We start from the raw sequence: 25719 nt of genomic DNA on the forward strand, positions 1-25719 counted from the left end.
TGAATTCGTCACAAAAAAACAGCATGGACTCAGGTTAGTCTGTGCTCAACATTTTTTAAGGATGAGTTCAAATGAAATTTTTACCAAGACCGATCATTTGCGAACGCTGTGGCGATGAGATTTTACCATCGGAACAAAGCCGGCCCGACGATAGAATTTGTCCTTGGTGCCGGCATATGATGATGGAGGCAAGCGAAATTTATCAAAAAACCAAAAGAAAGCGTTCTCCCCATTTAATCTTGCTTAATCATCGCAACTGAGTCTGTTATAAAGTTGTCTTGTGGACTCTTATTGGTCCAGTACCTTCCTTAGAAGGATTCATTTACGAGTAGCATTGGAATATTAATGCAGGCCTCAATCCGCTGTATCAATGCTATATCTCCTTCATTCTTGGCTTTTTCGATGCCGGAGTCTTTCGAAAATTGACAGATATCCTTTTTCTGCTTTAGAGTGCCGCTCTGACCGAATGCTATTGTGTGATAAATAATATAACTAATCAGGAGCGCATAAAATGGCAAAACCATTGATTCAATTGGCACTAGATTCTTTGGATTTCGACAAAACCCTGGAACTTGCTTCGCAAGCGGCGCCTTATGTCGATATCATTGAAATCGGTACACCCTGTATCAAGTTTAACGGGCTTGAATTGGTCAAGGAAATTAAACGCAGATTTCCTGATAAATTGCTGCTGGTCGATCTTAAAACGATGGATGCCGGTGAATACGAAGCCAGCCCATTCTACGAAGCCGGTGCCGATATCTGCACGGTACTTGGAACATCCGGAATTTCAACTATCAAAGGCGTTATCAATGCGGCTAAAAAATATAATGCCGAAGTTCAAGTCGATTTGATTAACGTCGAGGATAAAGCGAGTTGCGCTGAGGAAGCTGTGGCGGCCGGCGCACAAATTATCGGCATTCATACCGGCATCGACGCCCAGGCGGCCGGACAGACCCCCTTTGCGGATTTACAAGATTTATTGCGCTTGGGGTTAAACACTCGAGTATCAGTTGCCGGCGGTATCAAGCCCGAAACTGTACGCGATGTTGTTGAGGCCGGAGTTGACATAATTGTCGTAGGCGGCGCGATTACCGGCGCGCCATCTCCAGTCAATGCCGCTCGAAAAATTCAACGCTTGGTCAATAGCAAGGGCACGCATCGTGAATTTGTCGTCGATAAGATTTCGGATGTCTTATATGCGACCGATGACTCTTATGATAGAAAACTGACGAACATGCTCGATCAAGCTCGCCGAATTTTTGTCTCAGGCGCGGGACGGTCGGGCTTGATTGGCCGCTTTTTCGCGATGCGATTGATGCATAGCGGTTACGATACCAGTGTAGTAGGTGAAATTGTTACACCCAGCATCAAACAAGGCGATTTGCTCATTATAATTTCCGGCTCCGGCGAAACCGAGCAGTTGGTCGCATTCACTAAACGTGCTCGCGAGATTGGCGCAAAAATCGTGCTGATTTCAGCGAAAAGCGAGTCGACAATCGGCGACATGGCCGATGCCGTGTTTAGAGTCGGCAGCCCCGAACAGTATGGCAAGGTTGTCGGTATGCCGATGGGTACGGTTTTCGAGCTTTCCACATTGGCATTTTTGGAAGCGACCATCTCTCATGTCATCCACGAAAAAGGCATTCCGGAGGAAGAAATGAGATCGAGACATGCGAACCTGGAATAAATCTCGCGACAGTAACGACTGCCGAGATCGCGGCACACGGAAGTGCCTGTCATGCAATATCCGAATCCGGGCTCTCGATTAGGCAATTAACCGTGTTTGTCAATTCCGGTGCTTTCTCTACAGCAATTGCCAATTTGGAGATCAAAAAGGGTGTGGGGTATGCTTGGCGAGGATGTCGGCAGCAGGGCAGATTTTTGCTCCTGCAAAATCTGCATTCACACCATCCTTGGCGCTTAGCTGCCGCCAAGCCCCCATGGATGGGTTTACGGCGTTCCTCGACAGGCATACCCCACACCCTAAAATCGGCGAAACTGCTCAAGCTGGGAATTGCTGCTTTCTCTATGAAGCACATTAATTTCATGACGCCTTAATAGTGATCGCTCGATCTAAAAACGGCGGTAAGCTCACGAAAGGCACGAAATTAGGAATATGCACAAAATAACTTTTACAAGTATACGCTTTGCGGCGGTTCGGTGACTCGCTTGACAGGACGCCGTGAATACGTCCATGTAGGCTCTGTGACAGCATCCCTGCTGTCAAAGCCTTTGCCGAACACCCCAGCGCCTCCATGCGTCAATGCCGAAATTTGAAGTGCGATGGGTATACTGCCGAAAGACGCCCCAAACTCTCCTTACTTTTCGATTTCCTAGGAATCGTTTATTTCTTTTATCCCCTGTTATGAGAGTCGCTTTAACGCGCCCCTTCCTTACCTTTGATTTCTCAAGTCTAATTTCAAACAGACTGCTCAAGCAACCGTTGTTATAATAGCCGGCATTCTGTGTCGGTCAACGATGTTAATTGGTACTTCGCAGTGTAAGGCTGTTGAATTTCGATTGGCCATTCATATTTTATAGTGTTCGATAGCGTACTTTATTCAGGAGATAAGTGTTTTGGCACAAATGCAGGATATTACCAGCCCAATGACATTGCTGGAAAAACGGGCAACCGGTTCATTGGCGAGCATTTACGCATTAAGGATGTTGGGTTTGTTTATGATTATGCCGGTGTTGCCGTTATTTGCCGAGCATTTGGAAGGTTCCACGCCGCTTTTAATCGGGTTATCGGTCAGTATTTATGGATTAAGTCAGGCGTTATTACAAATCCCTTTCGGGCTAATGTCCGACCGCTTTGGACGAAAAAAATTAATTATCCTGGGCTTATTATTGTTTGCAGCCGGCAGCGTGGTTTCGGCGATGTCAACGACGATTTACGGTGTGTTATTCGGTCGGGCTTTGCAAGGGTCTGGAGCCATCGCCGCAGTCATTATGGCCTTGGTCGCCGATTTGACCCAGGAGGTCCATAGGACGAAAGCGATGGCCTTGATCGGTATCAGTATCGGCGTTTCGTTCGGCATCGCGATATCTATAGGGCCTGTCCTTGCCGGTTATGTCGGTGTTGAAGGTATTTTCTGGTTGACGGCGCTACTCTCATTAGCGGCAATAGTCGTCATCGTTTATGTCGTTCCGGATCCGATACAATCAAAAGTACACCGCGATGCCGAACTGATTCCGAGCCAGATAAAGCATGTGTTAAAAAATACCGAGCTGCTAAGATTTAATTACGGTATCTTTATTCTGCATTTGATATTAACAGCCAGTTTTATTGCCATTCCACTATTGATGAGGGATGCCGGATTAGGCGGCAGTCAACACGGACAAGTTTATTTGCCTGTGTTTATCGTATCTTTATTAGCCGCAATACCTTTTATTATTCTGGCTGAAAAAAAGCGTAAAATGAAACCCGTTTTTATCGGTGCGATTGCTGTTATCGTTGTATCTGAATTAGGTTTACAGTACTTTCATCAAAGTTTGACCGGGATTATTGTTTTTCTTTGGTTGTTTTTTTGCGGTTTCAATTTGCTCGAAGCCACGTTACCTTCATTGGTTTCTAAAACCGCACCGGGCGACATGAAAGGAACGGCCATGGGTTTTTACTCAACATCTCAATTTTTAGGGGCTTTTTTAGGCGGTGCGCTTGGAGGCTGGAGTTATGGCGAATTCGGAGGTAGCGCTGTTTTTATCATGAGTGCTGTGGCGGGAGCGAGTTGGTTGGTAGTATCTTTTACAATGAAACCACCCCGTTATCTTGCCAATATGTTGATTTCCATTAATAATCTTACCAGAATTCAAGCCGAGCAACTCACCGAAGAGATCCTCAAGGTTACTGGAGTCGAGGAAGTGAAGTTGCATTTCGGCGAAGGGGTGGTTTATCTAAAAGTCGATAATCGGTTATTGGATAAGGAACGTTTACAGTATTCGATAACTCAGTTCGATTCCTGATAATTCAACTGATTTTTGCTATTTATTTTAAGATTTAATCTAAATTTTTACCATCGTAGATCAAAATTCGGCACAAGGGGCACCCTGTAAAGGGAGTTACCGAACCCGCTACAAAAACTCATAGCTCCAGGAAGTTATTTTCCACGAAACCCTTAAGAATTTAGTGGAAAATACTCAGGCTGGTATCGGTGTTCCAAATGTAAAGTTTCCCTTGAGAATCTATATTTTTTGCTCAATCGTTTTTCGGAGAAAACATGCTAAACAAAGTAACATTAATCGGCAACCTCGGGGCCGACCCCGAAGTTCGCTATATGCCTAGTGGCGAAGCGGTAACAAATATCAGTCTAGCCACGACGATGCGCTGGAAAGATAGACAAACCGGCGAGCGTAAAGAGTCTACCGAATGGCATCGTGTGGTTTTTTTTAGAAGACTCGCCGAAGTTGCCGGCGAATATTTAAAAAAAGGCAGTCAGGTCTATGTTGAAGGCCGCTTGCAAACGCGAAAATGGCAAGGACAAGACGGACAAGACCGTTACACGACAGAAATTGTTGCTAACGAAATGCACATGCTGGGAAGCCGAAGCGGCGGCACCGCCAATTATTCCGATAATCAAGGTGCTTATTCGTCACAGAACTCAGCACAGAACTCAGCTCCAGCTCAATCTAGACCTCAATCAACACCCTCAAACTCAACGCCCCCGCCTTACGACGATTTTGACGACGATATCCCGTTTTGAATCATTTAGGACAAACTTTTGTATTCAATCTCGTGACTTTCGCGGACACCCCTGTGTCGAATTTTGATCTGCGATGGTATAAAAGCGGGCGACTCGAATGAGTTTGCTCAATGTTCTGATTGATTATCCATTATCACGAAGAGGTTAAATGTGGATATAGCGTCGTTAATCGGCTTTTTATTGGGCATAGGGATTATTACCGCCGCCATTGCTACCGGCGGCGATGTTATGTTGTTTGTAAATTTGCCTTCCATATTAATCGTCATAGGCGGTACCTTCGGCGTATCGTTGATGCGTATCCCGATTTCCGATTTTTTACGGTCCTTCGGTGTTTTAGGGAAAGCTTTTTTAAACAAAAGGGAAGACCCGGCTGTGTTGATCGAAGAAGCCGTAAGACTCTCCGATGTGGCTCGAAAAAACGGTCTACTAGCCTTAGAAAATGAGACCATTGAAAACGAATTTATGAGAAAGGGGATCAATCTATGTGTCGATGGGCATGATCCTGCTTTTGTAAAAAAAATGCTGTCTCAAGAAATTAACCAAATGATATCGCGCAACGAAGTAGGGCAAGATATGTGGAAAGGGGTTGGCGATTTAGCGCCGGCAATGGGTATGATCGGAACGTTGGTCGGTTTGGTGCAAATGCTTGCAAATATGTCCGATCCGTCGAGTATCGGTCCTGCGATGGCCGTTGCCTTGCTGACGACACTTTATGGTGCATTAATAGCAAACTGTTTTGCACTTCCGATCGTCGACAAATTATCTAAAGTTATGCTTTATGAAAAAACCAACAAAGAACTTATTTTAGAAACGATATCCGGTATTCAAGAGGGCATGAACCCTAAGGTTCTAGAGTCTTTATTGAATTCCTATATTTCTGATAAAAAGCGAAAAACCGACAATGAATAGGTGAAAAATGGCTGATGAATGCCCTAAATGCCCCCCGGTCGGAGCCCCCGCATGGTTGGCGACCTTTGCCGACTTAATGTCGCTGCTGATGTGTTTCTTTGTGTTGTTGTTATCATTTGCGACCATGGATACCATCAAGTTTAAAAAAATGGCCGATTCGATGATCAATGCTTTTGGCGTACAGAAGGATGTTCCGGCATACGATATTCCAATGGGGACCAGTATTATCGCCCAGCATTTTTCGCCGGCACCCACCGAGCCCACTCCGCTAGAGGAAGTCAAGCAGACGACTATGCAAGACTCGCCGAACTTGGAAGCGGCAAAAAAACAGTTAATGGAATTGACTCAGGCTGAAATTGAGGAACAGGCAGAAAAAATCAGAGAGGATTTAAAAGAGGAAATCAAGATGGGTTTGGTTTCGGTGGAAACGGAAAATCTGAAAATCATTATTCGCATTAGCGAAAAAGGATCGTTTCCATCCGGTAGTGCGGTGCTCAATACCGGATTTGAACCCGTATTGACGAAAATTACCGCATCGGTTAACGAATCGCCCGGAAAAGTCCTGGTGTCGGGACATTCGGATGATAGACCGATTAGAACGCAGATGTTCCGATCGAATTGGGAGTTGTCTGCTTCTCGTGCCGTAACCGTTTCTCATTTCATGCTAGACCAACCGGGAGCCGATCCTTCGCGATTCGTCATTCAAGGTTATGCCGATACCCGACCATTAGTTCCTAACGATTCTCCTGTAAACCGGGCGCTTAATCGAAGAGTCGAGATCGTTATCGTGCAAGTAGAACCAGGCGCCGACGAAGCAGGCCAAGAGTTTGTCGAGTAATATTGGGGGTGGCGAAAGCGATGCATCCAAAAAATATATTTCATTTCCAGGAAATTTAAATGAATCGGGATAAAGATAGACGGCGTTTTTTTCGCATTGATGATCAAGTGAATCTTTACTATAAAAAAGTAGATGAAGCGACTGTCACGCCAGCTAGTCATATGAGCGATAACGTACTGGGTAACTGTTCGTTGTCCGCCGCTTTGGAATTGATTTCACAAGAATCTCGTATCATGATGCATCGGCTCGATCGGACTATGCCGGATGTGGCCGATTATTTGAAATTAATTGAAAGTAAAATTGATTTGATTGCGCAGGCGATCATGATGCAAGGCACAGATTTTAAAGAGAAGGATACTCGCAATGCTAATCTAAGCGCATCCGGATTAGCTTTCGAAAGCGCGGAGGCCTTAGCGGTCGGTGATTATCTGGAAATTAAAATGTTATTGGTTTCGTGTATGGCTGTCATTGTGACATATGGAAGAGTTATTTATTGCAAGCCCAAAAAGAATCCTGAAGGCATTTATTCTCATATTATCGGTGTCGACTACGTTAATATGAAGGAACAAGATCGGGAATTGTTGATTAGGCATGTCGTGAAAAGACAAATGCAAAAACTCCGCGAGAATAAAGAGCCTTAGTGTTGACTTTAGGAGCTTTCACGAAGTCCTTAATTATTTTGGCAGATAAAACAATAATTCTATTTTTACTGTGCAGTGACAATTACCGATCAACAAAAAAAAATTCTGGGACTCCTTGCCGACGGCGAATTTCATTCGGGTTCTGTTTTAGCCGATACTCTCGGTGTGAGCAGATCGGCTGTTTGGAAACAGTTACACAGTTTAACCGAACTAGGTTTGGAACCCATCGCAGTGAGCGGCAAGGGCTACCGCCTGGAACGGCCGATCGAATTTTTAAGCGGCGAAAAAATCGAATCCGTGTTAATGGAGAATGTTCGTTTAAATATTTCGGATTTAAACATCCATGACCGGCTTGACTCAACGAATAACCATTTGATCAATCTTGCTAAAAGCGCCGCCCGGTCCGGAACGGTTTGTTTGGCTGAGTTTCAAACTGCAGGTAAAGGCCGGCGAGGTAGGTCCTGGGTATCGCCGTTCGGTTCAAATATTTACCTATCGCTCTTGTGGCACTTTCACAACGGCCCCTCCGCTATTTCAGGCTTGAGTCTTGCTGTCGGCGTTTCCGTGATTAGGGCCTTGGCATCCTTAGGTTTATCCGGTATCGGTTTAAAATGGCCGAACGATATTTATTGGCAGGGACATAAATTAGGCGGGATACTCATCGAAGTGACCGGTGAGACTCACGGGCCTTGCGCGGCTGTGATCGGTATCGGGTTGAATGTGTATATACCTGATCGGGAAGCGGCAATGATCGATCAAGCTTGGATCGATTTAACTCGGATTATGGGAGGGGTATCCATTTCGAGAAATCGTTTAATCGGAATGCTGTTGAATGAATTATTACCTATACTTGCCGATTACGAAAACCATGGCTTAGCACCTTATTTAGATGAATGGCGATCTTATGATTGCCTGGAAGGGCATCCTGTCGTTATCTATCATGGCGATTCCGCAATAACAGGCAATGCTGGAGGAATCGACGATAATGGCTTGTTTCGTTTAATGACTACCGATGGCAGAGCCTGTTGTTTTGCATCCGGCGAAGTTAGTTTTAGCAAGAAGTGACCGAATGGATTTATTGGTCGATATCGGTAACTCTCGTATAAAGTGGGGTTATAACGATAATCGTTTAGAACCGGGAGTGCCGGTTATTCATCAAGATAGTAATTTTGAAGCCCGGTTGTTTTCCACTTGGCGAGCCTTGCCGAAATCGCCGCAGCGTATGGCTATTTCCTGTGTGGCTTCGAATGCCGTATTAGATCAAGTCAAGACAATTGCTGTGGACTTGTGGCCCTCGTTGTCCATAATCCAAGCTCATTCCGTAGCCGAAGCGTATGGTGTTCGGAATGCTTATGAATATCCGGAAAAACTGGGCGTGGATCGTTGGTTGTGCCTGATAGCGGCTAGGCATTATTGGTCGGAACCGGTATGTATTGTCGATTGCGGGACCGCTATTACTATTGATGCGATGGACCGAAACGGTTGTCATTTGGGAGGGCTCATTTGTCCTGGTTTAACCCTAATGAAGCATTCGCTGTCAAATGGCACGGCCAATTTACAGTTTTCCGCACAAAGCGGTTTGCCGAACTTGGCTCGAAATACGAGCGATGCTATTGATAATGGCGCTCTTTATGCCGTTATCGGTTTGATCAAGAGTGTGATAGCAGATTTAAACAAGCCTGTTAAGGATTTAGCCGTAAATAAATTCCCCATTTTACAGAGGGATCGGTTGCTCGATTGGCAGGTGTCGGCGGCAAAGAAAGCCGCCGCCAAGCCTACACGGACGTATTCACGGCGTCCTGTCAAGCGAGTTCCTGAATCCTTAAAAAAGCTCATAGTTCCAGGACGTTATTTATCACGAAATCCTAAGTTAGTTTTAACCGGTGGAGACGCGGGCGATATTGCCCCTCATCTTGATAATGTATCTTGTGTTGTACCGGACTTGGTCTTAAAAGGCTTGTCATTGATTTCCGCGGAATAAGCTATGAAACTATTGGCCTTATTGCTAATAATACTCAATATCACGTTTTTTTTATGGCAATATCATTCCGGCGCTATTTCATTGGAGCGTGATGTTCTCATCGATACAACGGACACTGGACAGCAAATTACCTTAATTTCGGAACTAAACGACTCATCGAGCCTTAAGCAAGCGCAATCCGGTTTATTATGGTGTGCCGCCGGCACGGCGATTGAACAATCGATTCGCGGTGCTATATTCGTTTCGGATTTCAGTTTAGCGCCTTCTTCGGGGGCAAGGTCCGGTTTGCTACTGGCCGAATGGCTCGATATGCATTTCGTTTCACATCAGACGTCTTTAACGCGGCCAAAAGAATCACCCTCCATTCTCGCTTTTAACGATGACTCGACGGCTTTGACTAAGGCAACCCCAACACCTGCTAAAACCAGTATTCCGGACGAAATCCACCGCCATGCCAGCCAAGAACTTGAACGGGCTGAATTTGACACCGTAAACGAACTGCTTATTAAAAAACAAGCAATGGTGCCGAAAAAAAACAGGGTCGAGTCAAGTATGTGTTATGAAGCCGGGCCGTTTGATACGATGCAACAATTTTACAGTTGGCGAAAACAGACGGGCATCAATTCCGCTTCGATCAAATCGGTGAGCCGGGAAGAGCAAAAGATTAGCGACTACATGGTGTACTTGCCGGCCGGCGAAACTTATGAGCAATCATTGGCAAATGTTGAATTATTGAAACAAAAAGGAATTACCGATTATTGGTTGTTCCGGAAAGGCGAAGCCAAAGGGGATATTTCATTAGGTGTTTTTTCTAGCGAAATTAGAGCGGAGACTTTTAAAAAACAATTGGCAATCAAAAAGCTGGACGCTTTAATCAGGCCTCGTTATAAAAAAGCTCAACGAATTTACGCTCATATTCATATCAAACAGGAATACGAAGACAATTTGATTATCAGCCGCGACCGATGGCAGAAAACGCACCCTGACTTTGCCATCAAGGTTAATAATAGCTGTGTCTTTAATTGAAAAACGCGCTTTAGATTCTGCTTTTACCTTGGGCAATTGTAAAAGATTCAATATTCCTTCTAGCAATAAGCGCAGGATCATAGGGCCGTAAAAGGTAAGAGATTAAGGCTTCTTTAAAAACCAAGCTTTAACTGAGCTTGATACAGCGTTAGAATGCCCCTTCTAAAATTATTGTGATAGTTAAGGTAAAGTTAAGAAATTAATTTATTGACTTTAATCATTACGAATAATACCTATAATTAAATCGTACCGATTTATTCTCCTGATTAATCATCGCTTGCACATGAAAAAAATGTTTAAAAATTTGTTCGCTGTAATCGCCATTGTTACGTTAATATTCACGGTATTTTCCGTAAACGCGTCAGGAAAAAACTTATCCCTAAAGTCATCGGCAGCGATTGTCATGGATCAAGAAACGGGAATGATTCTTTACGAAAAAAAATCGCAAAATGTCATGCCTATCGCTTCTATTACCAAATTGATGACGGCAATGGTGTTGCTTGATTCTAAGCCTAACTTAAATAAATCCATTACGATTTCGAAACAGGATATCGACACATTGCGTCACAGTCGTTCGCGTTTACCTGTCGGAACAAAATTAACACTAAAGGAAATGATGAGGTTGGCGCTAATGTCGTCCGACAACCGTGCGGCTTCCGCTTTATCCCGCTCCTATCCCGGCGGCAAACCCGCTTTCGTCAAGGCCATGAACCGTAAGGCGCGGGCTCTCGGATTAAAAAACACTCGTTTTCGCGATCCTACCGGTTTGTATACTGAGAATAAGTCAACAGCGAGGGATTTAGCCAAGCTTGTCGCCTACGCGACTAAATACCCATTGATCAGAACGATGACGACCACCGAAAGTCATACCCAAAAAGTCGGTAAGCAAATGCTTAAATATAACAATACCAACATTTTGACTAAAAATCCTAATTGGAAAATCGGTCTATCGAAAACCGGTTTTATTAATGAGTCCGGCAAGTGCCTCGTCATGCAAACCTGGATAAATAACAGGCCAACGATCGTTGTATTACTCAACTCATGGGGGCAATTGACACCGGTTGGCGATTCTAATCGAATCAAAGAATGGATGAGCGGTATTTCGGTGGCCGAGTTACAAAAAAGAGGATGATTTATCCCCTTTGCTATACGTCTTGCCGTCCAAGATTCAGCACTAAGGATATACGCAATAACTTCTACAAGCATTAAGCTTTGCGGCGGCTTGGTAAGGAACGAACATGAAATAACTTCGACAACTTCTGGGAGGGGATTCGGTGGCTCGATTGACAGGTGTCGGCGGCAGGGCAGATTTATGCTCCTGCAAAATCTGCATTCATGCCATCCTTGGCAATCAGTCGCCGCCGTCAAGCCTACATGGAAGTATTCACGGCATCCTGTCAAGCGAGTCACCGAACCTCCGCAAAGCCTACTACTTGTAGCAGTTATTTTGTGCATATTCCTAACTCGCTTGAACGAGCCCAGCACCTTAATTCCATAGCCTATTTGCCACGGTTAATTGTCTTGGATAATGAAGGTGCTGGGCCTTTGACGGGCAGTCCAGCGCCGGATTTTAGTCTAGAAAGGATATGGGGATAATCATCATGATAGCATCACGCTATCGTGATCTTTGCAAGATATAAAATCCGCCAAAACTTCGATTTCTTCTCGATATAATATCGAAATATTAAGCTTGATAAGTAACATTGAGATAAGCTTAATTTCATATTTATCATTCATACTCTCGCGAATTCAACAATACTATCAAGCCCTGCGCATTCACTTAGGAACAAATAATCAAGGTGGCTGGCTTATCCACTGTGATTTTTAAAATGCCTAATTCGAGAGAGGCTTAATTCCAATAATTGTATCTATCGATGAACTTTATCCTATTCAAGCGCCTTTTTATAGGCATGTCATTCTGTTTATTGTGTTCTTGTCAGCTTTTGCGCGGGCCGGATACGGTATCCTCAGTCGAATTTTCACCGATCAGGGAATTTCCTTTATTCGATAGTCAAGAAATTATTGGTGTTGCTGCGCAAATAGAAACTGATGAACAAGACTCGTTGCTGGTAATCGGTCGTCATTTCGGTTTGGGTTATGACGAAATAACCCGAGCCAATTCTAACGTAGACCCATGGTTGCCGGAGCCGGGCAGTACAGTTCGTTTGCCATTGCGATTCATTATCCCCGAAGCGCCTCGAAAAGGCGTTGTGTTGAATTTGGCAGCTAAGCGGCTTTTTTTATACGACCAAAAAAACACTAATAAAGTATTTACTTATCCGGTTGGTATCGGCCGGGAAGGATGGGAAACGCCGCAAGGCTTGACCCGAATTACTGCGAAAACTGCAAATCCTAGTTGGACGGTTCCCGAGTCGATCAGGCGCGAGCATGCTAAAAAAGGCGATCCTTTGCCGAGAGTCGTCCCCGCCGGCCCGAACAATCCGCTTGGAGACTATGCTTTAAGATTAGGTTTTCCCGGTTATCTGATCCATGGCACCAATAAACCCTATGGCGTCGGCATGGAAGTAAGTCATGGTTGTGTGCGGCTTTATCCTGAAGATATTGCAAAGCTATTTCGGCATGTCGCTGTCGGCTCACAGGTTAGGATTGTTAATCAGCCTTTTTTAACCGCATGGGATGGCGACACGCTTTTTTTGCAAGCTTATCCGCCTACCCATAAAGACCCGAAACAAGTCAATCGACTTGTTCAGGACTTGATTGCGCGCTTGCAAAAAATTGAACAAGAATCCGGTCGATTGATCGATTGGGATAAAGTTCACGTGGCAATCGAGCGCTCCGATGGTGTTTTAACACCTATTTTAAAAGGCCATATAGATGATTTTTACTTGACCATATCGCGTCCCTCAATCAAGTTTAAACGGCCTATTCCCAAGGCAATCGATGTCGATGCATGGAAACTGAACGTGGCAACATTGCCAAATGTGAAACAAGCTCGTCAATTCGCAGCCATGCTCAATCATCAAGGTCCTCCAATTCCTGCGCATGCCTTTGCTACAAAAGTGATAGCGGGACCTTTCTCTAGCTCTCAAGATGCGTTTTCGGCAAAAAAACGCTTGCTATCGGAATTTTCGATTACTGCACAAATCATGGAGCCCGGTAAAATAGTCGAAACTCCGCAGGCACTTCAAGAAAGCACTATTTTTACTAATCTACTGACTTTTTTCGATTGATACTGTTTTTTGTAAACACCAGTTTGTAGGCAATTTCCACAAATTGGGAATCGATCAAGAAATATTCCAATAACATGAAGATAGTGAAGGTTTTCCAAGAACCTAGAAAAAGCATTTCGCCATGAAGAATAACAAGTTAATTCAATGACTTGCTGTGCGTTTGTATAAAATTTCGCTTACCAAAGAGGAGAGTTTAGCGAGAATGTTTAGGTATTTTCTTGAAATCCATCATGATCTTCATTTGCTTCATGGTTAAACTGCCGAATTCAAGCTAGAAATTAAGATACCAATTAATTGAAATGATGTGACTCATAAAATCTTGAGCAGTGGTTTTATAGAGGTATTGATTCATATAGCCGATTTCGGTTCTTATGTGCTCATCAAAATTATATCCAATGCCGGCGAAGGCTCGGTTTTGATCGAAACCGTTCACAGATTTCCAATCAGTTTTATTAATGTCGATAAAAACTTCGTTAGTCCCGACCAAGCTAAAGTTTGGTGCAAAAGTCAAAGGCAGTGATATTTTAAATAATTGACGATAACGCCAACCGACATCGTTACCGATTTGCATGAACCGTTGCTCCAATCGGCTACGACTGCTGAATGTCCCGAAAGAAAACGGTTGGTTCCATAACAGTTGCTGCCAAATGCGATGTTCGTCGAAGGGTTCGCTTACAAAGGGCTCTTCGGTCGGTATAAACGCATAACCAAGCCACATAGTCAGTGTTTCACTGAGCTCATAGCCTAAGCCGGTTCGCAGCATGCCTTGCGAAAATTGAGATGTGTCGTTGCCGAATCGACCCTGGCCCTCTAGCCAATATCGGTACTTTGAAAGATCGGGATCGATTACATCGAGGCTTCCAATAGCCGTAACGGTGCCCCAAGTTTGAAAATCTTCTTTAGGACCGGCAATCAGATCATTGCCATGAAAGAAACAGAATACTAATAATAAATTAGATAAACCTAAATAATATTTTTTTAACATTCCTGTATTTACCGTGAGTGATGATGACGCCATATTATGGCGATGATGAAAGTTAATACCCTTTGTTGAGTCGAATTTCGGCGCGACCCGCTAGAAAACGCCTTAATACGCATCCATATAGGCTCTGACTATATAGAGGCGCCAACTTAGAGAAATAAAGCGTCATTCCGCTAGGGATTGGAGAATCCAGTACCAGGGATGGCAGTGTGTAGCGCTAACCAAGATATTGGCAACCTCTGACGACATGTGCGCCAAAAGCTTTGACAGCATGAATGCTGTCATAAAGCCTACATGGACGTATTCGCCCGGCACCTAAATCTCAAAGCCTATAGGCCATGGTTAATTGTCTTGGATGCTGACGGCATCCTTGGACGGGCACCTCAGTGCCGAATTTTGATCTGCGATGGGTACTGTTAAGAGTCATTTTCTGATGATCGCGCGAATGTATAAAACAAAAAAAATTAGTCCGATAAATAATATTCAATCGTTGAAACGACTCGTATTTTTTTTATATGCGGATTGTTCGTATCGCGAGGTTCGATAGAAAATTGTCCTTGTGACGCTCGTTTAATTTTGCCGAGTTTGCTGCTGGAGTCTTCGGCAAATTTTTCTGCGACTTCACGGGCTTTGGTGGTCGCCTCTTCAATCATCTCAGGTTTTATTTGATTGAGCTGCGTAAATAAGAATTCGGTTCGATTTTGGTAATCCTGCGCCGTAAAGACAATGCCTTTTTTACCCAATTCCAATAAGCCGTTCATAGCGGAACGAACCTGATCCACATTGGCGGAGTAAACTGTGACGGTTTGTATTGCGCTGTATCTGAATTCGACATTTCCGCTATTTTGATAACTTTGCGCAGATTTATCGGTGATGGAGGGAGTTGAGACAGAGACTTCACCTTCAGCAACACCGGTTTTTTTCAGAAAAGCTTTGATCGTTTCCGTGTTTTTTTCAAGAGCCTCGTAAAGTAAGCTAAGCTCGTTATCCGCAACCATAAATTGAATCGGCCATATCACGATATCAGCAGAAAACTCTCGTTCCGACAATCCTTTAACAGTGACGCTACGTTCATATTCTTTGAATTTAATCGCGGCATGGCTCAGCAAGTAACCCAGCGAGAACAGTCCTAAAAATAAAAAAAGGCCTACGATAAAAGCACTGACCGGTTTCTTTTCGTCCATTATTTGTTCCTCGCTGTTCGCTTGATTGGTAAAGTATGCCTAAGGCATTGCATTTTGCCAAGTCGAGTCAAGTTTCAATAGAATCACGACATCATGCAAAGTAAACTGCTTACCCCTGAAAAGATTACATTACGAGCTAAAGCTAGTGCAAAGAATTATTCCCAACGGTTCAAGACAACTTTTAGGATTCGTTTATAAGCTTTTCAATAGTAACTATTCAGTCCCCCGTCAATTATCGTTCCCACGCTCTGCGTGGGAACACCTGAGTACCGCTCCAGCGGTACGAGACGCTAGAGCGTCTCGGTCTTCATTCCCACGCCAGAGCGTGGGAACGATAGGGGTGTGAATAATTACTTTCAATAAGTTATATAAAATTCGGTAAATCCGAAGTTAATGTGTATTTGAAGAACCGTCGAACAGATACTAGAATTTGTTCAAAGTAAGATTGAACGTTACTTTATTAAGAAGTGAATGAAACTAAATTTTCCTGTTTAAATTTGGTTTGAAAATAACGATTTTGTATTTCTCATCGAGTAGTTGAAATGGCTTTATCTCTCAAGATCGCAACGTACAAAGGCAAGCCTTTATCCGAACCTAAACTAGTGGCTTTTCCAAACGGCGAAGGCACGATAGGACGTTCCGATGATAATACGCTGGTTTTACCTGATCCTGATAAATTTGTATCTCGGCATCATGCATCGATCAAGTACGAAAACGGTATATATTATTTGACCGACTCTAGTCTGGCTGGCGTATTTATCGATAACGAAGCTAACCCGCTACGTAACGATTCGACACCTCTCCATAACGGCACCCTTTTAAAAGTCGGCGAATATGAAATAGAGACCATTATCACAGAAGACACTAGGCAGGATGATTTTCCTTTTCCGGATATTTTTGCCGATTCGCCGTCAAAACCGACAGAACCCGAAGAGTTGTTTTCAACGCCGATCGATACGGAAGCCAATCGACTGATGGGCGATAGCGGTTCACCCTTTCCACGGCATGAAGAATTGATCGACGCCAAAGAAAGCGAAACGCCCGAATTTGAAAGTCACTTGCAAGATCATGCTTCACCGCTTTTCGACAGCTTTATCGCTCCTCAGGTAGAAGCGGCAACGAAACCTTTTGAGGAAATTCCTGAAAACTTGAGTTTCGAGGATCTTTTCGCCGACTCCGATACACCCTCCAGCGATAGACAGGTAGAGGATGATTCGAGAGCATCGAGCATGGACTTGCTTAACGAGAGCTTCGCTCCGAAACCGTTTCAAGCCGATCCTGAGCCATCGGCTTCAGAGCCTTTTACACCCCCGCTCGCCCCTCCTGATAGTCCGCAAACTTCAAATTTAAACAGCATTCTAGCCGACCCGTCCGATTCTTCCCCTGAAACACCAATCGCACAACCCGTACAGAATATTTCCGATACGAGGCTATTCGATGCTTTTTTGCAAGGTGCTGGACTTGATCAAAACGAATGCGCAACTAAAAATCAATTGGAGGCGATGCAACGAGTTGGCAGAATGTTTCGGCAATTAGTTGCCGGTACCGTGTCGGTCTTACGAAGCCGAGCCGAATTCAAGAGTTTATTTCGCGTCAATGTGACCGTAATAAGAGCGGTCGACAATAATCCGTTGAAGTTCGCCGTTTCGACCGATGATGTTTTGAAGCAATTGATTCAAAATAAAGAAGGCGGATTTCTCGAATCGGTCGAATCGATCGAGCAAGGCTTCAATGACATCATGAATCATCAGCTCGCCATGCAAGCAGGGATTCAAGCCTCATTGACCGACTTATTGAAACGATTCGACCCGAAAACGATCGAAAAACAATTCGAGCAAGGCATCGTGTTACAAAAAAAATCCAAGTGTTGGGACAGTTATCAGGAAACTTATCGCATTGAGTCCGAAGAAGCCGTTGAGAATTTTTTCGGCGATGCCTTCGTAGAGGCTTATGAAGAACAAATGAAAGCCTTAACGACAGCGCGGAACAAAAATGAAAAATTTGGACTATGATGATTGGAGGTTTGAGAAAGCCGTTTTTCAACAGCAACTCCCAATTTGAGGGTAAAAAGGGTGTGGAGCATGCTTGGCGAGGATGTCGGCGGCAGGGCAGATTTTTGCTCATGCAAAATCTGCATTCACGCCATCCCTGGCAATCAGATTCTGTCGTCAAGCCTAGAAGGACACTTCACCCAGCACCTAAATTCCATAGTTCATAGACTATGATTAACTATCTTGGATAATTTAGGTGCTGGGTTCACGGCGTCCTGCCAAGCGAACCGTACCCTCGACAAAGCGCATAGTTCCAGGACGTTATTTATCACGAAATCCTTAATGGTATTAAACCTAAGGTTAGCTCGAAAATTCATATCACAGGGTAAAGGTTACAAGAACAATGGCGGAAAATAACAGGACGGTTTGGTCGGAAGGCATGTTTTTGCGGCCCCAGCATTTTCAACAACACGACCGGTATATCGAAACCTTCGTCAAGGAACGATGCGGCAACCTTACGCCATATGATTGGGGCGTCAAAAAAATTGCCATAGACCAGCGGCAGCTTGCCATGGGCAAATTCGCCTTGGCTGAATGCAGCGGGATTTTTCCGGACGGAACGCCGTTTAATTTGCCTGAAGACGACGACTTGCCTTTACCCGTCGATATTCCTACCGACGTACAAAACAATATCGTTTACCTGTCGCTACCGGTTCGCCAACCGGGTACGATTGAAATCGATACCGACGAGAACCGCCATAATCTGGCGCGCTATCATGCCTTCGAAAGCGAAGTTCGCGACCATAATACCGGATCGAATGCAACCTCTGCGATCTTGGTCGGCAAGCTGCATACTAGGTTGTTATTGGAGCGGCAAGAGCGCTCCGGTCATGTTTGTATCGGGGTGGCCAGAGTCATCGAGTCGAGGGTCGATAAAAACGTGATTCTCGATCAGGGTTTTATTCCGCCTTCGCTCGATTGCAATGCCGTGCCGATCTTGAACGGGTTTATCAAAGAGCTGTTCGGCTTATTGCACACCCGCGGAGAAGCGCTCGGCGGCCGGGCTTCCGAAGCGGGCCGGGGGGGAGTTGCCGAAATTTCCGATTACATGCTGCTGCAAATGGTCAATCGTGTTGAGCCATTGTTTGAACATTTGCAATCCATTCCCGCATTGCATCCGGAAAGTTTTTACCGAATTGCGGTGCAATTGGCCGGCGAGTTATCGACATTTTGCAGGCCCAATAAAAGACCGGTGAGTTTTCCGGTTTATCGGCACGACGATTTACAAACGACCTTTATGCATGTTATGGAGGAGTTGCGGCAATTATTGAGCGCGGTATTGGAGCAAAACGCGATTCCGATTCCGTTGACAGCACCGAAGTACGGTATTCGCGGCGCGAAGGTGCCGGACCCGAATTTGCTCAAGGATGCCGTATTCGTGCTGGCCGCGAATGCGCAAGTATCGAAGGAACAATTGCGCAGCGGTTTTCCGACGCAAGTCAAAATCGGTCCGGTCGAACAGATTCAGCAATTGGTGCGTTCGGCCTTGCCCGGTATTTCGATTCATGCGCTGCCGGTCGCGCCCCGGCAGATTCCTTATCATGCGGGTTTCGCTTATTTCGAGCTTAACAAACAAAGCGAGCTATGGAAGCAAATGGCTCAATCGGGCGGTTTTGCTATCCATATCGCCGGTGAGTTTCCTGGGCTTGAACTTGAATTTTGGGCAATCAAAAACGGTTAACGACAGTGAATCACGACGACCCATTCGGTAATTACATCGATGACGACAAAACCATCCTCAGGCCTACGCCGGGCGGAAGAAAGCCCAAACCTCAGGAGCCGATGCCGACGCATGCACCCGATAAAGCGCCAATGCCTCCTGAAGGCCTACACGAACGAATCGTCTATTCGAAAGATAATCCGTTGACCGCCTGCGCGTTGTCATTGTTGTCTTTAGTCGCGCAATTACGCAATACCGCGTCGCATCCCGACATTGCCGGTCTGAGAGATAGCGTGATCAACGAAGTCAAGCGTTTCGAAGCAAAAGCGCTAGGTCGCGGCGTATCGCCCGATCAAGTGCAGGCGGCGCGTTATTGTCTTTGTACCTTACTCGACGAGACCGTATTAAATACGCCTTGGGGCTGCAACAGTATATGGAGCACGCACAGCCTGTTGATTACTTTTCATAAGGAAGCTTGGGGCGGAGAAAAGTTTTTCCAAATTTTGAAGAATATTATGCAACAGCCCGGCACCCATCTACATTTGCTGGAATTGTTGTATTTTTGCCTTTGCCTCGGGTTCGAAGGGAAATACCGCATTCAGGAACACGGCATGACCCGGCTTGAAGAAGTTCGGGAAAATCTATATCAAATCATACAGCGGCAGCGCGGCGATATCGAAAAAGAGTTGTCTATACAATGGCAGGGCATCAAAGACAAACGTAACGTGTTGACCCGCTTGGTGCCGCTATGGGTAATCGGCGCGGTGGTCGGTATGGTCCTGATGCTGGCCTATCTCGGCTATCTCTATTTCATCAATGCCGCGTCCAATCCATTGTTGGCAAAACTTTATGCGATCAAGGACGGCCTTGAGCCGCTACAAGTCGCAGTCGCTGAACCGTTGCCAGAAACGCCTAAATCTCCCGATACTCCTACAGCTTATTCATTGTATGACGATATCAGCAGTTTTCTTGCGCCGGAAATTGCGCGCGGCGAAGTCGTGTTGGATCGCAAGAACGACAAAATCGCGTTACGCATCATGGGCAAGGGGTTTTTTGCTTCCGGTAGGGACTCGATAACCGCGAAATATTATCCGTTAATGAATAGAATCGGCGAAGCGCTCACCAAAGTCATCGGCAGTATTCTAGTTGTCGGTCATACCGACAGCGATCCGATTTTTTCGGCGAGATTTCCATCCAATTGGGATTTATCGAGAGCACGCGCGCAGTCGGTTGCCGATATGCTCAAAAGCAAGCCGGGAATCGCTGCGACCATTACATCCGAAGGGCGTGCGGAAACACAGCCGCTAGTGCCGAATGACAGCGCCGAACATAAAGCGATGAACCGTCGTGTCGAAATCATTTTTTCAGGATTAAAAGGACAAACGTGAAAAAAATCATCGGTTTCTTCAAAAATAAATGGGTCATTCAACTGATCGGTATTATTGCCGTCGGCCTGTTAATTTGGTTTTTCGGGCCGCTCATTGCGATAGCAGGAAGTGTCCCCCTTGAGTCCGAAGTTTCCAGGCTAATTACGATTCTAGTGATCGTCTTGCTCTGGGGATTGAATAATCTACGCATTCAGGTCAAAGCCAATCGTGCCAATACGCAAATGGTCAATGAGCTGGTCGGAGGCGCCCAAGGAACGACCGGGCCCAGTCAAGTCGAGCAAGATAGCGAGGAGGAAATCGGCGAACTCGGCAAGCATTTCGACGATGCGCTACGCACGCTAAAACAAATCAAAACTCAGTCGGGCCAGGGTCGTCAATATCTCTATGAATTACCCTGGTATATCATCATCGGGCCGCCGGGCTCCGGAAAAACCACCGCATTGATCAATTCGGGACTGGAGTTTCCGCTGGCCGACAAATTCGGCAAAAACGCGGTCAAAGGCGTCGGCGGGACCCGCAATTGCGATTGGTGGTTTACCGATCAAGCGGTGCTGTTGGATACCGCTGGACGCTATACGACGCAAGACAGTCACGAGGCAGTCGATAAGGCGGCATGGCTCGGTTTTTTAAATTTGCTGAAAAAACATCGGCCGCGCAGACCGGTCAACGGCGTGCTGATCACGATGAGCCTGTCCGATTTGATCAAGCAGACCGAGGAGGAGCGAATTCAACATGCGCAAGCGATTCGGCAGCGTATTCAGGAGTTGCACGAACATTTCGGCATTCGCTTTCCGATCTATATGCTGTTTACCAAATGCGATCTGATTGCAGGTTTCAACGACTTCTTTGCCGATCTAGGCAAAGAAGAAAGAGCCCAAGTTTGGGGTGTTACTTTTCCTGAAGAAGATCAAGATCACCCTATCGATGCTGTTGGTCGGGTCGGCGATGATTTTGATGGCCTGCTGGATCGTTTGAATGCGCGTTTGCCGAAAAGACTTCAAGAAGAGCGCGACTTGCAGCGCCGTCATTCGATTTTCGGCTTTCCGCAACGCATGGCTTTGCTGAAAGAGAGTTTGTTGGAGTTTCTCAAAGAGTGTTACGGCGCGAACCGATATCAACAAGCCCCTTATCTCAGAGGCGTTTATTTTACCAGCGGGACGCAAGAAGGCACGCCGATCGACCGTCTGATGGGGATTTTGGCGAGTACTTTCAAACTCGATCGTTTTTTGGTGCCGATGTTCAGTGGCAAGGGAAAGAGTTTTTTCATTACCCGTTTGCTGAAAGATGTCATTTTCGACGAAGCGCTGATCGTCGGTTTGAACAAACGCGTAGAGCGTCGTTATGCCTTGCTTCGTCAGGTTGCATACGGTTCGGCACTGGCTGTGACATTATTAATGGCGGCCTTATGGACTTTTAGTTTTACTCGAAATCAGTCGGCATTGAACGAGCTGAGTCAAAAGATTGAACAATACGAACAAACCGCGGCGAATTATCCGAATCGATCGGACTTTGCCGACTTATTGAAACGCATGAATGCGATGCAAGACATTCAACGAGTTTATGGCGACGAAAAGCCCTTGTCGATGCGTTTCGGCTTGTTTCAAGGCAACAAAGTGCAACCGGTCATTAACGATACTTATGATCAAGTTTTATTGAAGCAATTTTTACCATTGATCAAGACAAGGCTAGAACAACGTATCCGAGGCGAAGAGGCGAATAACCCCGAAATTCTCTATGAACTCTTAAAAGTATATTTGATGTTCGGCGAGCCCAAACGGCTCGAGCCAGGCTTAGTGCGGCCTTGGATTGCTATCGATTGGAAAAAAAATTATGCCGACGATGTTCAAGTCGGCTTGCTCGGCCATCTCGATAATTTGCTCGAGCTAAAAATAGAGCCCCAGCTGCTCGACCAACGGTTAGTCGCCGCAACGCGGCAAGTGTTAAACCGCATTCCTGTTGCGCAGCAAGTCTATATGCGCATCAAGAGCGAGGCGATGCAGGATGGCAGCCGCGATCTCCGTTTGTCGGATGCGCTAGGGCCTAATGCGTCTCGGGTTTTTACGGTCGCGTCCGGAAAATTCGAACAGCAAACCATTCCTTATTTGTTCACACACGACGGTTTTTATCAAGTATTTCTAAAACAAAACCAAGCTTTGGCGAAAGAGACGGTCGAGGATAATTGGGTGTTGGGCGATGTCGGTAGAGCCCGCGCGCCCGATCCCGAACGCTTGCAGCAAGACGTTCAGACCTATTACGACAAGGATTTCATTCAGTATTGGAGCGATATGCTTGGCAATCTAAAAATCAGAAGCGTCGGTAATATTCAACAATCGATCGAATTACTCGAATTCGCTTCGGCGCCCAACTCGCCGATTCGACTATTATTGGAGACTATCGACAAGGAAACTTCCCTAACACGCAAACCGCCAAGTCCTTTGGATGCTTTGGCGGCGGTCAAGGAAGGCGCGGAAAAAACAGTAGATTCGCGCACGCAAAAACTGTTGCAAGCCGCACAAGCCGAAGGTGTCGTGCAAGCACCGACCGATCCGCCGGGCACAGTCGTCGAGCGCCATTTTCAACCGCTAGCTTCATTGGTAAGGAGCGTCGGCGGCGCAGGCGCGCCATTCGATCAGACCATCAATCTGCTCGGTCAATTGTACGGTTTTATGATCGATTTGGGCAGTACTTCAGATAGCGGCGGCGCGGCAATAAGGATCGCCGCTCAGCGCAGCGAAGGGGGCGGCGGAGGCGATGTCATGTCGCGCATGAAAATGGAATCGGCGCGTTTGCCAGAACCGTTAAAAAGCATGACCGAAAAACTGTCCAGCGGCAATTTGAATCTGATCATGGGGTCGAGCAAGGCGCAGCTCAATAAGCTTTGGCAGAGCGAGGTCATGCCGCTTTATAAATCGGGACTCGAAGGCCGTTATCCGCTGTCCAGACGCGCCACTCGAGAAATTACTTTGCAAGATTTTAGCCGGTTTTTTGCACCGAACGGTATCCTGGATCAGTTTTTCAATGCCAATCTCAAACCTTTTGTCGATACCAGCGGCCGAACCTGGCGATTGATCACTCAAAATAATCAATCGATCGGTATTTCGCGATCAGTGCTGATGCAGTTTCAATATGCGGCAAAAATCCGTGAAGTATTTTTTCAAGGCGGTAGTCAATTACCCTCGGTTCGATTCAATCTTAGACCGGTATCGCTTGATGCCAAAGCTTCACGGTTTTGGCTGAATTTGGAAGGTCAGCAATTGGATTACCGGCATGGTCCGGCGCGAAGTACGCAACTGCAGTGGCCTGGAACGGACGGAAGCGGTTCTGTGCGTTACGGTTTCGATACCTTAGACGGCCGTCAAGTCAGCCGTTCCGAGGAGGGCGCTTGGGCATGGTTTAAGCTGCTTGATAAAGCCCGAATTCAAATTACCGCGCAAGACAGGTTCATGCTGACATTCGCAATCGACAACTTGGAAGCGCGTTATGAATTGAGCGCGACCAGCGTCGATAATCCTTTTGCGCTCAAAGAACTGCAAAATTTTCAATTTCCAACGAGCTTGTAATGACTTTGCCTCATTCGGAACCCGGGTTTTACGGCAAACTGCCGATATTGGGCGACTTTGTTACCCGACGTTTGCCGCGCGACTTTCTGAATCCTTGGGATGGTTGGCTGCAAAGCTCGATTGCCGCCAGCAAGGAAGAATTGGGGGATGCATGGTTGAACAGCTATTTAAGTAGCCCGATTTGGCGTTTTGCGTTAAGTCCCGGGGTCTGTGGAAATTCTGCCTGGGCCGGAATATTAATGCCCAGCGTCGATAAGGTCGGACGATATTTTCCGTTGACGGTTGCGGCGAGCATCGACAGCGGCAATTGCTTGGCTTATTTGATGTCTTCGGCCGAACAGTGGTTTGAGCATCTCGAAGAAGCCGCATTGAGCGGTCTGGAAGACGGGCTCGATCCTGAAGTATTCGATCGATTGATCAAAAATATTCCCGCCGCACCGTTAGGGGCTTCCGAGGTTTCAAGCAATGTTCGGGATATGCGCAAAAATGCCGGAAAAAATGCATTTTATCTGTCGATGACTCGTCCTAAATCGATTGGCGATGCCTTTGTCGGATTGAGTGCATCGTTAATGAACCGGTTTGTTCCCGGCTTTACACTATGGTCTACCGGCGGCTCCGAGGATCAGACTCCGGCATTGTTGGCTTGCGAAGGTTTACCGCCGATCGCTGCATTCTCTGGATTTCTAAATGGGCTTATTACGGAAAGAGGATGGGATATTGAAAAAGGTACAGTTCCGGAAAACCTCGATAAATTACGCCAACCCGCCAATACGCCTGAGATTTTCGTCGCGAAGACTCAGAATATTGAAAATGAGCATGACACCGTACCGCTGTATATGACAACTGAAACCTTGCCGGATCAGCGTGAAGTGCGCTGGCAATCTTGGGCTCTCACCGATACCGGCAAACGCCGTAAATTCAATGAAGATTCGATACTCGACAGGCCTGAAGCCGGTCTTTGGGCGGTTGCCGACGGAATGGGCGGACATCAAGCGGGAGATGTGGCTAGCCAATTGATTGTCGATAGATTGAATAAAGTATCGTCGCGTTCTGATTTAGAAGCATATTGTAAAGATGTTTCCGCCTGTATCGTTAATGTCAACAAGGAATTACGGGAGCTTTCCAGTAACAGCTATAACGATTCGATTGTTGGCAGCACCGTCCTGGTATTGATCGGTAATTCAAATCGTTGCGCTTTTTTATGGGCGGGAGACAGTCGCTTATATCGGCTAAGGGACAACAAATTGGAGCAACTGACCCGTGATCATTGTGCTGAAAATGAGATTGCGCCGGAACAATCGGTTTCTTCGGCAGGTTGGACGGTCAAACAATCGAATGTTATCACTCGTGCCGTCGGAGCCGATGACGAATTGGAGCTAGATTGCGGCTACTCCGACGTGCGTCTCGGGGATTTGTTTTTGTTAAGTAGCGACGGTTTGGACAAAGAGCTAAGCTTTAATGAAATTGAGTCTATACTACTAAATCAAAGTTTGAAGACGAGTGCTAAGGCATTGCTCGACCTCGCTCTTGATAGAGGCGCTAGAGACAATGTCAGTGTAATTGTCGTCAGTACCAACGGCAATTCGGTTGAAAAATAAAATTTTA

The 25719-nt window shown here is 45.9% G+C and carries 19 protein-coding genes; 17 read left to right on the forward strand and 2 right to left on the reverse strand.

All coding sequences use genetic code 11. From position 1 onward, the window contains the following. Nucleotides 1-71 precede the first annotated feature (71 nt). The 12 genes from MEALZ_RS09385 to MEALZ_RS09445 all read left to right on the forward strand — a co-directional run bounded on the left by MEALZ_RS09385 (nt 72) and on the right by MEALZ_RS09445 (nt 13289). Complete coding sequence (locus MEALZ_RS09385; RefSeq protein WP_017839390.1) at nt 72-260, forward strand: hypothetical protein; 189 nt, start codon at nt 72-74, stop codon at nt 258-260. A gap of 251 nt (nt 261-511) precedes the next feature. Next, on the forward strand, nt 512-1687 hold the full coding sequence (gene hxlAB / locus MEALZ_RS09395; protein ID WP_014148391.1) for a bifunctional 3-hexulose-6-phosphate synthase/6-phospho-3-hexuloisomerase: 1176 nt from the start codon (nt 512-514) through the stop codon (nt 1685-1687). Nucleotides 1688-2586: 899 nt separating this feature from the next. After that, on the forward strand, nt 2587-3966 hold the full coding sequence (locus MEALZ_RS09400) for an MFS transporter (protein ID WP_046061080.1): 1380 nt from the start codon (nt 2587-2589) through the stop codon (nt 3964-3966). Nucleotides 3967-4220: 254 nt separating this feature from the next. Further along, nucleotides 4221-4703 carry a single-stranded DNA-binding protein gene (gene ssb, locus MEALZ_RS09405; protein ID WP_014148393.1) on the forward strand — a complete coding sequence of 161 codons (483 nt, stop codon included), beginning with the start codon at nt 4221-4223 and terminating at the stop codon, nt 4701-4703. A gap of 150 nt (nt 4704-4853) precedes the next feature. Continuing rightward, the gene (locus MEALZ_RS09410) at nt 4854-5612 is read left to right on the forward strand and encodes a MotA/TolQ/ExbB proton channel family protein (RefSeq protein WP_014148394.1); all 759 of its coding nucleotides are present in this window, start codon (nt 4854-4856) and stop codon (nt 5610-5612) included. 7 nt (nt 5613-5619) lie between these two features. Next, the gene (locus MEALZ_RS09415; protein ID WP_014148395.1) at nt 5620-6450 is read left to right on the forward strand and encodes a flagellar motor protein MotB; all 831 of its coding nucleotides are present in this window, start codon (nt 5620-5622) and stop codon (nt 6448-6450) included. 59 nt (nt 6451-6509) lie between these two features. Further along, nucleotides 6510-7091 carry a PilZ domain-containing protein gene (locus MEALZ_RS09420; protein ID WP_014148396.1) on the forward strand — a complete coding sequence of 194 codons (582 nt, stop codon included), beginning with the start codon at nt 6510-6512 and terminating at the stop codon, nt 7089-7091. A 75-nt stretch (nt 7092-7166) separates the two neighbouring features. Next, a complete protein-coding gene (birA, locus tag MEALZ_RS09425) occupies nt 7167-8156 on the forward strand; it encodes a bifunctional biotin--[acetyl-CoA-carboxylase] ligase/biotin operon repressor BirA (RefSeq protein ID WP_014148397.1) in 990 nt (329 codons plus the stop codon). A gap of 4 nt (nt 8157-8160) precedes the next feature. Beyond that, nucleotides 8161-9072, forward strand: coding sequence for a type III pantothenate kinase (locus tag MEALZ_RS09430; protein WP_014148398.1), 912 nt, complete (start codon nt 8161-8163; stop codon nt 9070-9072). 3 nt (nt 9073-9075) lie between these two features. Continuing rightward, entirely contained in the window at nt 9076-10098 is a 1023-nt protein-coding gene (locus tag MEALZ_RS09435) for a hypothetical protein (RefSeq protein WP_014148399.1), read from the forward strand. A gap of 292 nt (nt 10099-10390) precedes the next feature. After that, nucleotides 10391-11230, forward strand: coding sequence for a serine hydrolase (locus tag MEALZ_RS09440; protein ID WP_223842383.1), 840 nt, complete (start codon nt 10391-10393; stop codon nt 11228-11230). Between the two features lie 778 nt (nt 11231-12008). Beyond that, nucleotides 12009-13289: a L,D-transpeptidase family protein gene (locus MEALZ_RS09445; protein WP_046061492.1), complete on the forward strand. Its 1281-nt coding sequence runs from the start codon at nt 12009-12011 to the stop codon at nt 13287-13289. A gap of 271 nt (nt 13290-13560) precedes the next feature. Here the strand turns inward: MEALZ_RS09445 and MEALZ_RS09450 are convergent, their stop codons facing one another. Together MEALZ_RS09450 and MEALZ_RS09455 are read right to left on the reverse strand one after the other, a co-directional pair. Then, a complete protein-coding gene (locus MEALZ_RS09450) occupies nt 13561-14274 on the reverse strand; it encodes a DUF2490 domain-containing protein (RefSeq protein ID WP_014148402.1) in 714 nt (237 codons plus the stop codon). Nucleotides 14275-14735: 461 nt separating this feature from the next. Continuing rightward, the gene (locus MEALZ_RS09455; protein ID WP_014148403.1) at nt 14736-15455 is read right to left on the reverse strand and encodes an SIMPL domain-containing protein; all 720 of its coding nucleotides are present in this window, start codon (nt 15453-15455) and stop codon (nt 14736-14738) included. 542 nt (nt 15456-15997) lie between these two features. Here MEALZ_RS09455 and tagH point away from each other — a divergent pair. The 5 genes from tagH to tagF all read left to right on the forward strand — a co-directional run bounded on the left by tagH (nt 15998) and on the right by tagF (nt 25712). Next, a complete protein-coding gene (gene tagH, locus MEALZ_RS09460) occupies nt 15998-17467 on the forward strand; it encodes a type VI secretion system-associated FHA domain protein TagH (protein ID WP_014148404.1) in 1470 nt (489 codons plus the stop codon). 382 nt (nt 17468-17849) lie between these two features. Further along, nucleotides 17850-19187, forward strand: coding sequence for a type VI secretion system baseplate subunit TssK (gene tssK / locus MEALZ_RS09465; RefSeq protein WP_014148405.1), 1338 nt, complete (start codon nt 17850-17852; stop codon nt 19185-19187). Nucleotides 19188-19192: 5 nt separating this feature from the next. Then, a complete protein-coding gene (gene icmH, locus MEALZ_RS09470) occupies nt 19193-20554 on the forward strand; it encodes a type IVB secretion system protein IcmH/DotU (RefSeq protein WP_014148406.1) in 1362 nt (453 codons plus the stop codon). Next, entirely contained in the window at nt 20551-24114 is a 3564-nt protein-coding gene (tssM, locus tag MEALZ_RS09475) for a type VI secretion system membrane subunit TssM (RefSeq protein WP_014148407.1), read from the forward strand. Before icmH ends, tssM begins: the two co-directional genes overlap by 4 nt. After that, nucleotides 24114-25712 carry a type VI secretion system-associated protein TagF gene (gene tagF, locus MEALZ_RS21825; RefSeq protein WP_014148408.1) on the forward strand — a complete coding sequence of 533 codons (1599 nt, stop codon included), beginning with the start codon at nt 24114-24116 and terminating at the stop codon, nt 25710-25712. Before tssM ends, tagF begins: the two co-directional genes overlap by 1 nt. Nucleotides 25713-25719: the final 7 nt, after the last annotated feature.

The organism is Methylotuvimicrobium alcaliphilum 20Z (assembly GCF_000968535.2).
Classification (GTDB): domain Bacteria; phylum Pseudomonadota; class Gammaproteobacteria; order Methylococcales; family Methylomonadaceae; genus Methylotuvimicrobium; species Methylotuvimicrobium alcaliphilum.

Coding starts and splice junctions, on each gene's coding strand:
- ssb (WP_014148393.1), top strand. CDS start 4,221: ATGCTAAACAAAGTAACATTAATCGGCAACCTCGGGGCCGACCCCGAA.
- MEALZ_RS09430 (WP_014148398.1), top strand. CDS start 8,161: ATGGATTTATTGGTCGATATCGGTAACTCTCGTATAAAGTGGGGTTAT.
- MEALZ_RS09440 (WP_223842383.1), top strand. CDS start 10,391: ATGTTTAAAAATTTGTTCGCTGTAATCGCCATTGTTACGTTAATATTC.
- hxlAB (WP_014148391.1), top strand. CDS start 512: ATGGCAAAACCATTGATTCAATTGGCACTAGATTCTTTGGATTTCGAC.
- MEALZ_RS09400 (WP_046061080.1), top strand. CDS start 2,587: ATGCAGGATATTACCAGCCCAATGACATTGCTGGAAAAACGGGCAACC.
- tagH (WP_014148404.1), top strand. CDS start 15,998: ATGGCTTTATCTCTCAAGATCGCAACGTACAAAGGCAAGCCTTTATCC.
- MEALZ_RS09385 (WP_017839390.1), top strand. CDS start 72: ATGAAATTTTTACCAAGACCGATCATTTGCGAACGCTGTGGCGATGAG.
- tagF (WP_014148408.1), top strand. CDS start 24,114: ATGACTTTGCCTCATTCGGAACCCGGGTTTTACGGCAAACTGCCGATA.
- MEALZ_RS09455 (WP_014148403.1), bottom strand. CDS start 15,455: ATGGACGAAAAGAAACCGGTCAGTGCTTTTATCGTAGGCCTTTTTTTA.
- MEALZ_RS09435 (WP_014148399.1), top strand. CDS start 9,076: ATGAAACTATTGGCCTTATTGCTAATAATACTCAATATCACGTTTTTT.
- MEALZ_RS09450 (WP_014148402.1), bottom strand. CDS start 14,274: ATGTTAAAAAAATATTATTTAGGTTTATCTAATTTATTATTAGTATTC.
- MEALZ_RS09415 (WP_014148395.1), top strand. CDS start 5,620: ATGGCTGATGAATGCCCTAAATGCCCCCCGGTCGGAGCCCCCGCATGG.
- MEALZ_RS09445 (WP_046061492.1), top strand. CDS start 12,009: ATGTCATTCTGTTTATTGTGTTCTTGTCAGCTTTTGCGCGGGCCGGAT.
- MEALZ_RS09420 (WP_014148396.1), top strand. CDS start 6,510: ATGAATCGGGATAAAGATAGACGGCGTTTTTTTCGCATTGATGATCAA.
- tssK (WP_014148405.1), top strand. CDS start 17,850: ATGGCGGAAAATAACAGGACGGTTTGGTCGGAAGGCATGTTTTTGCGG.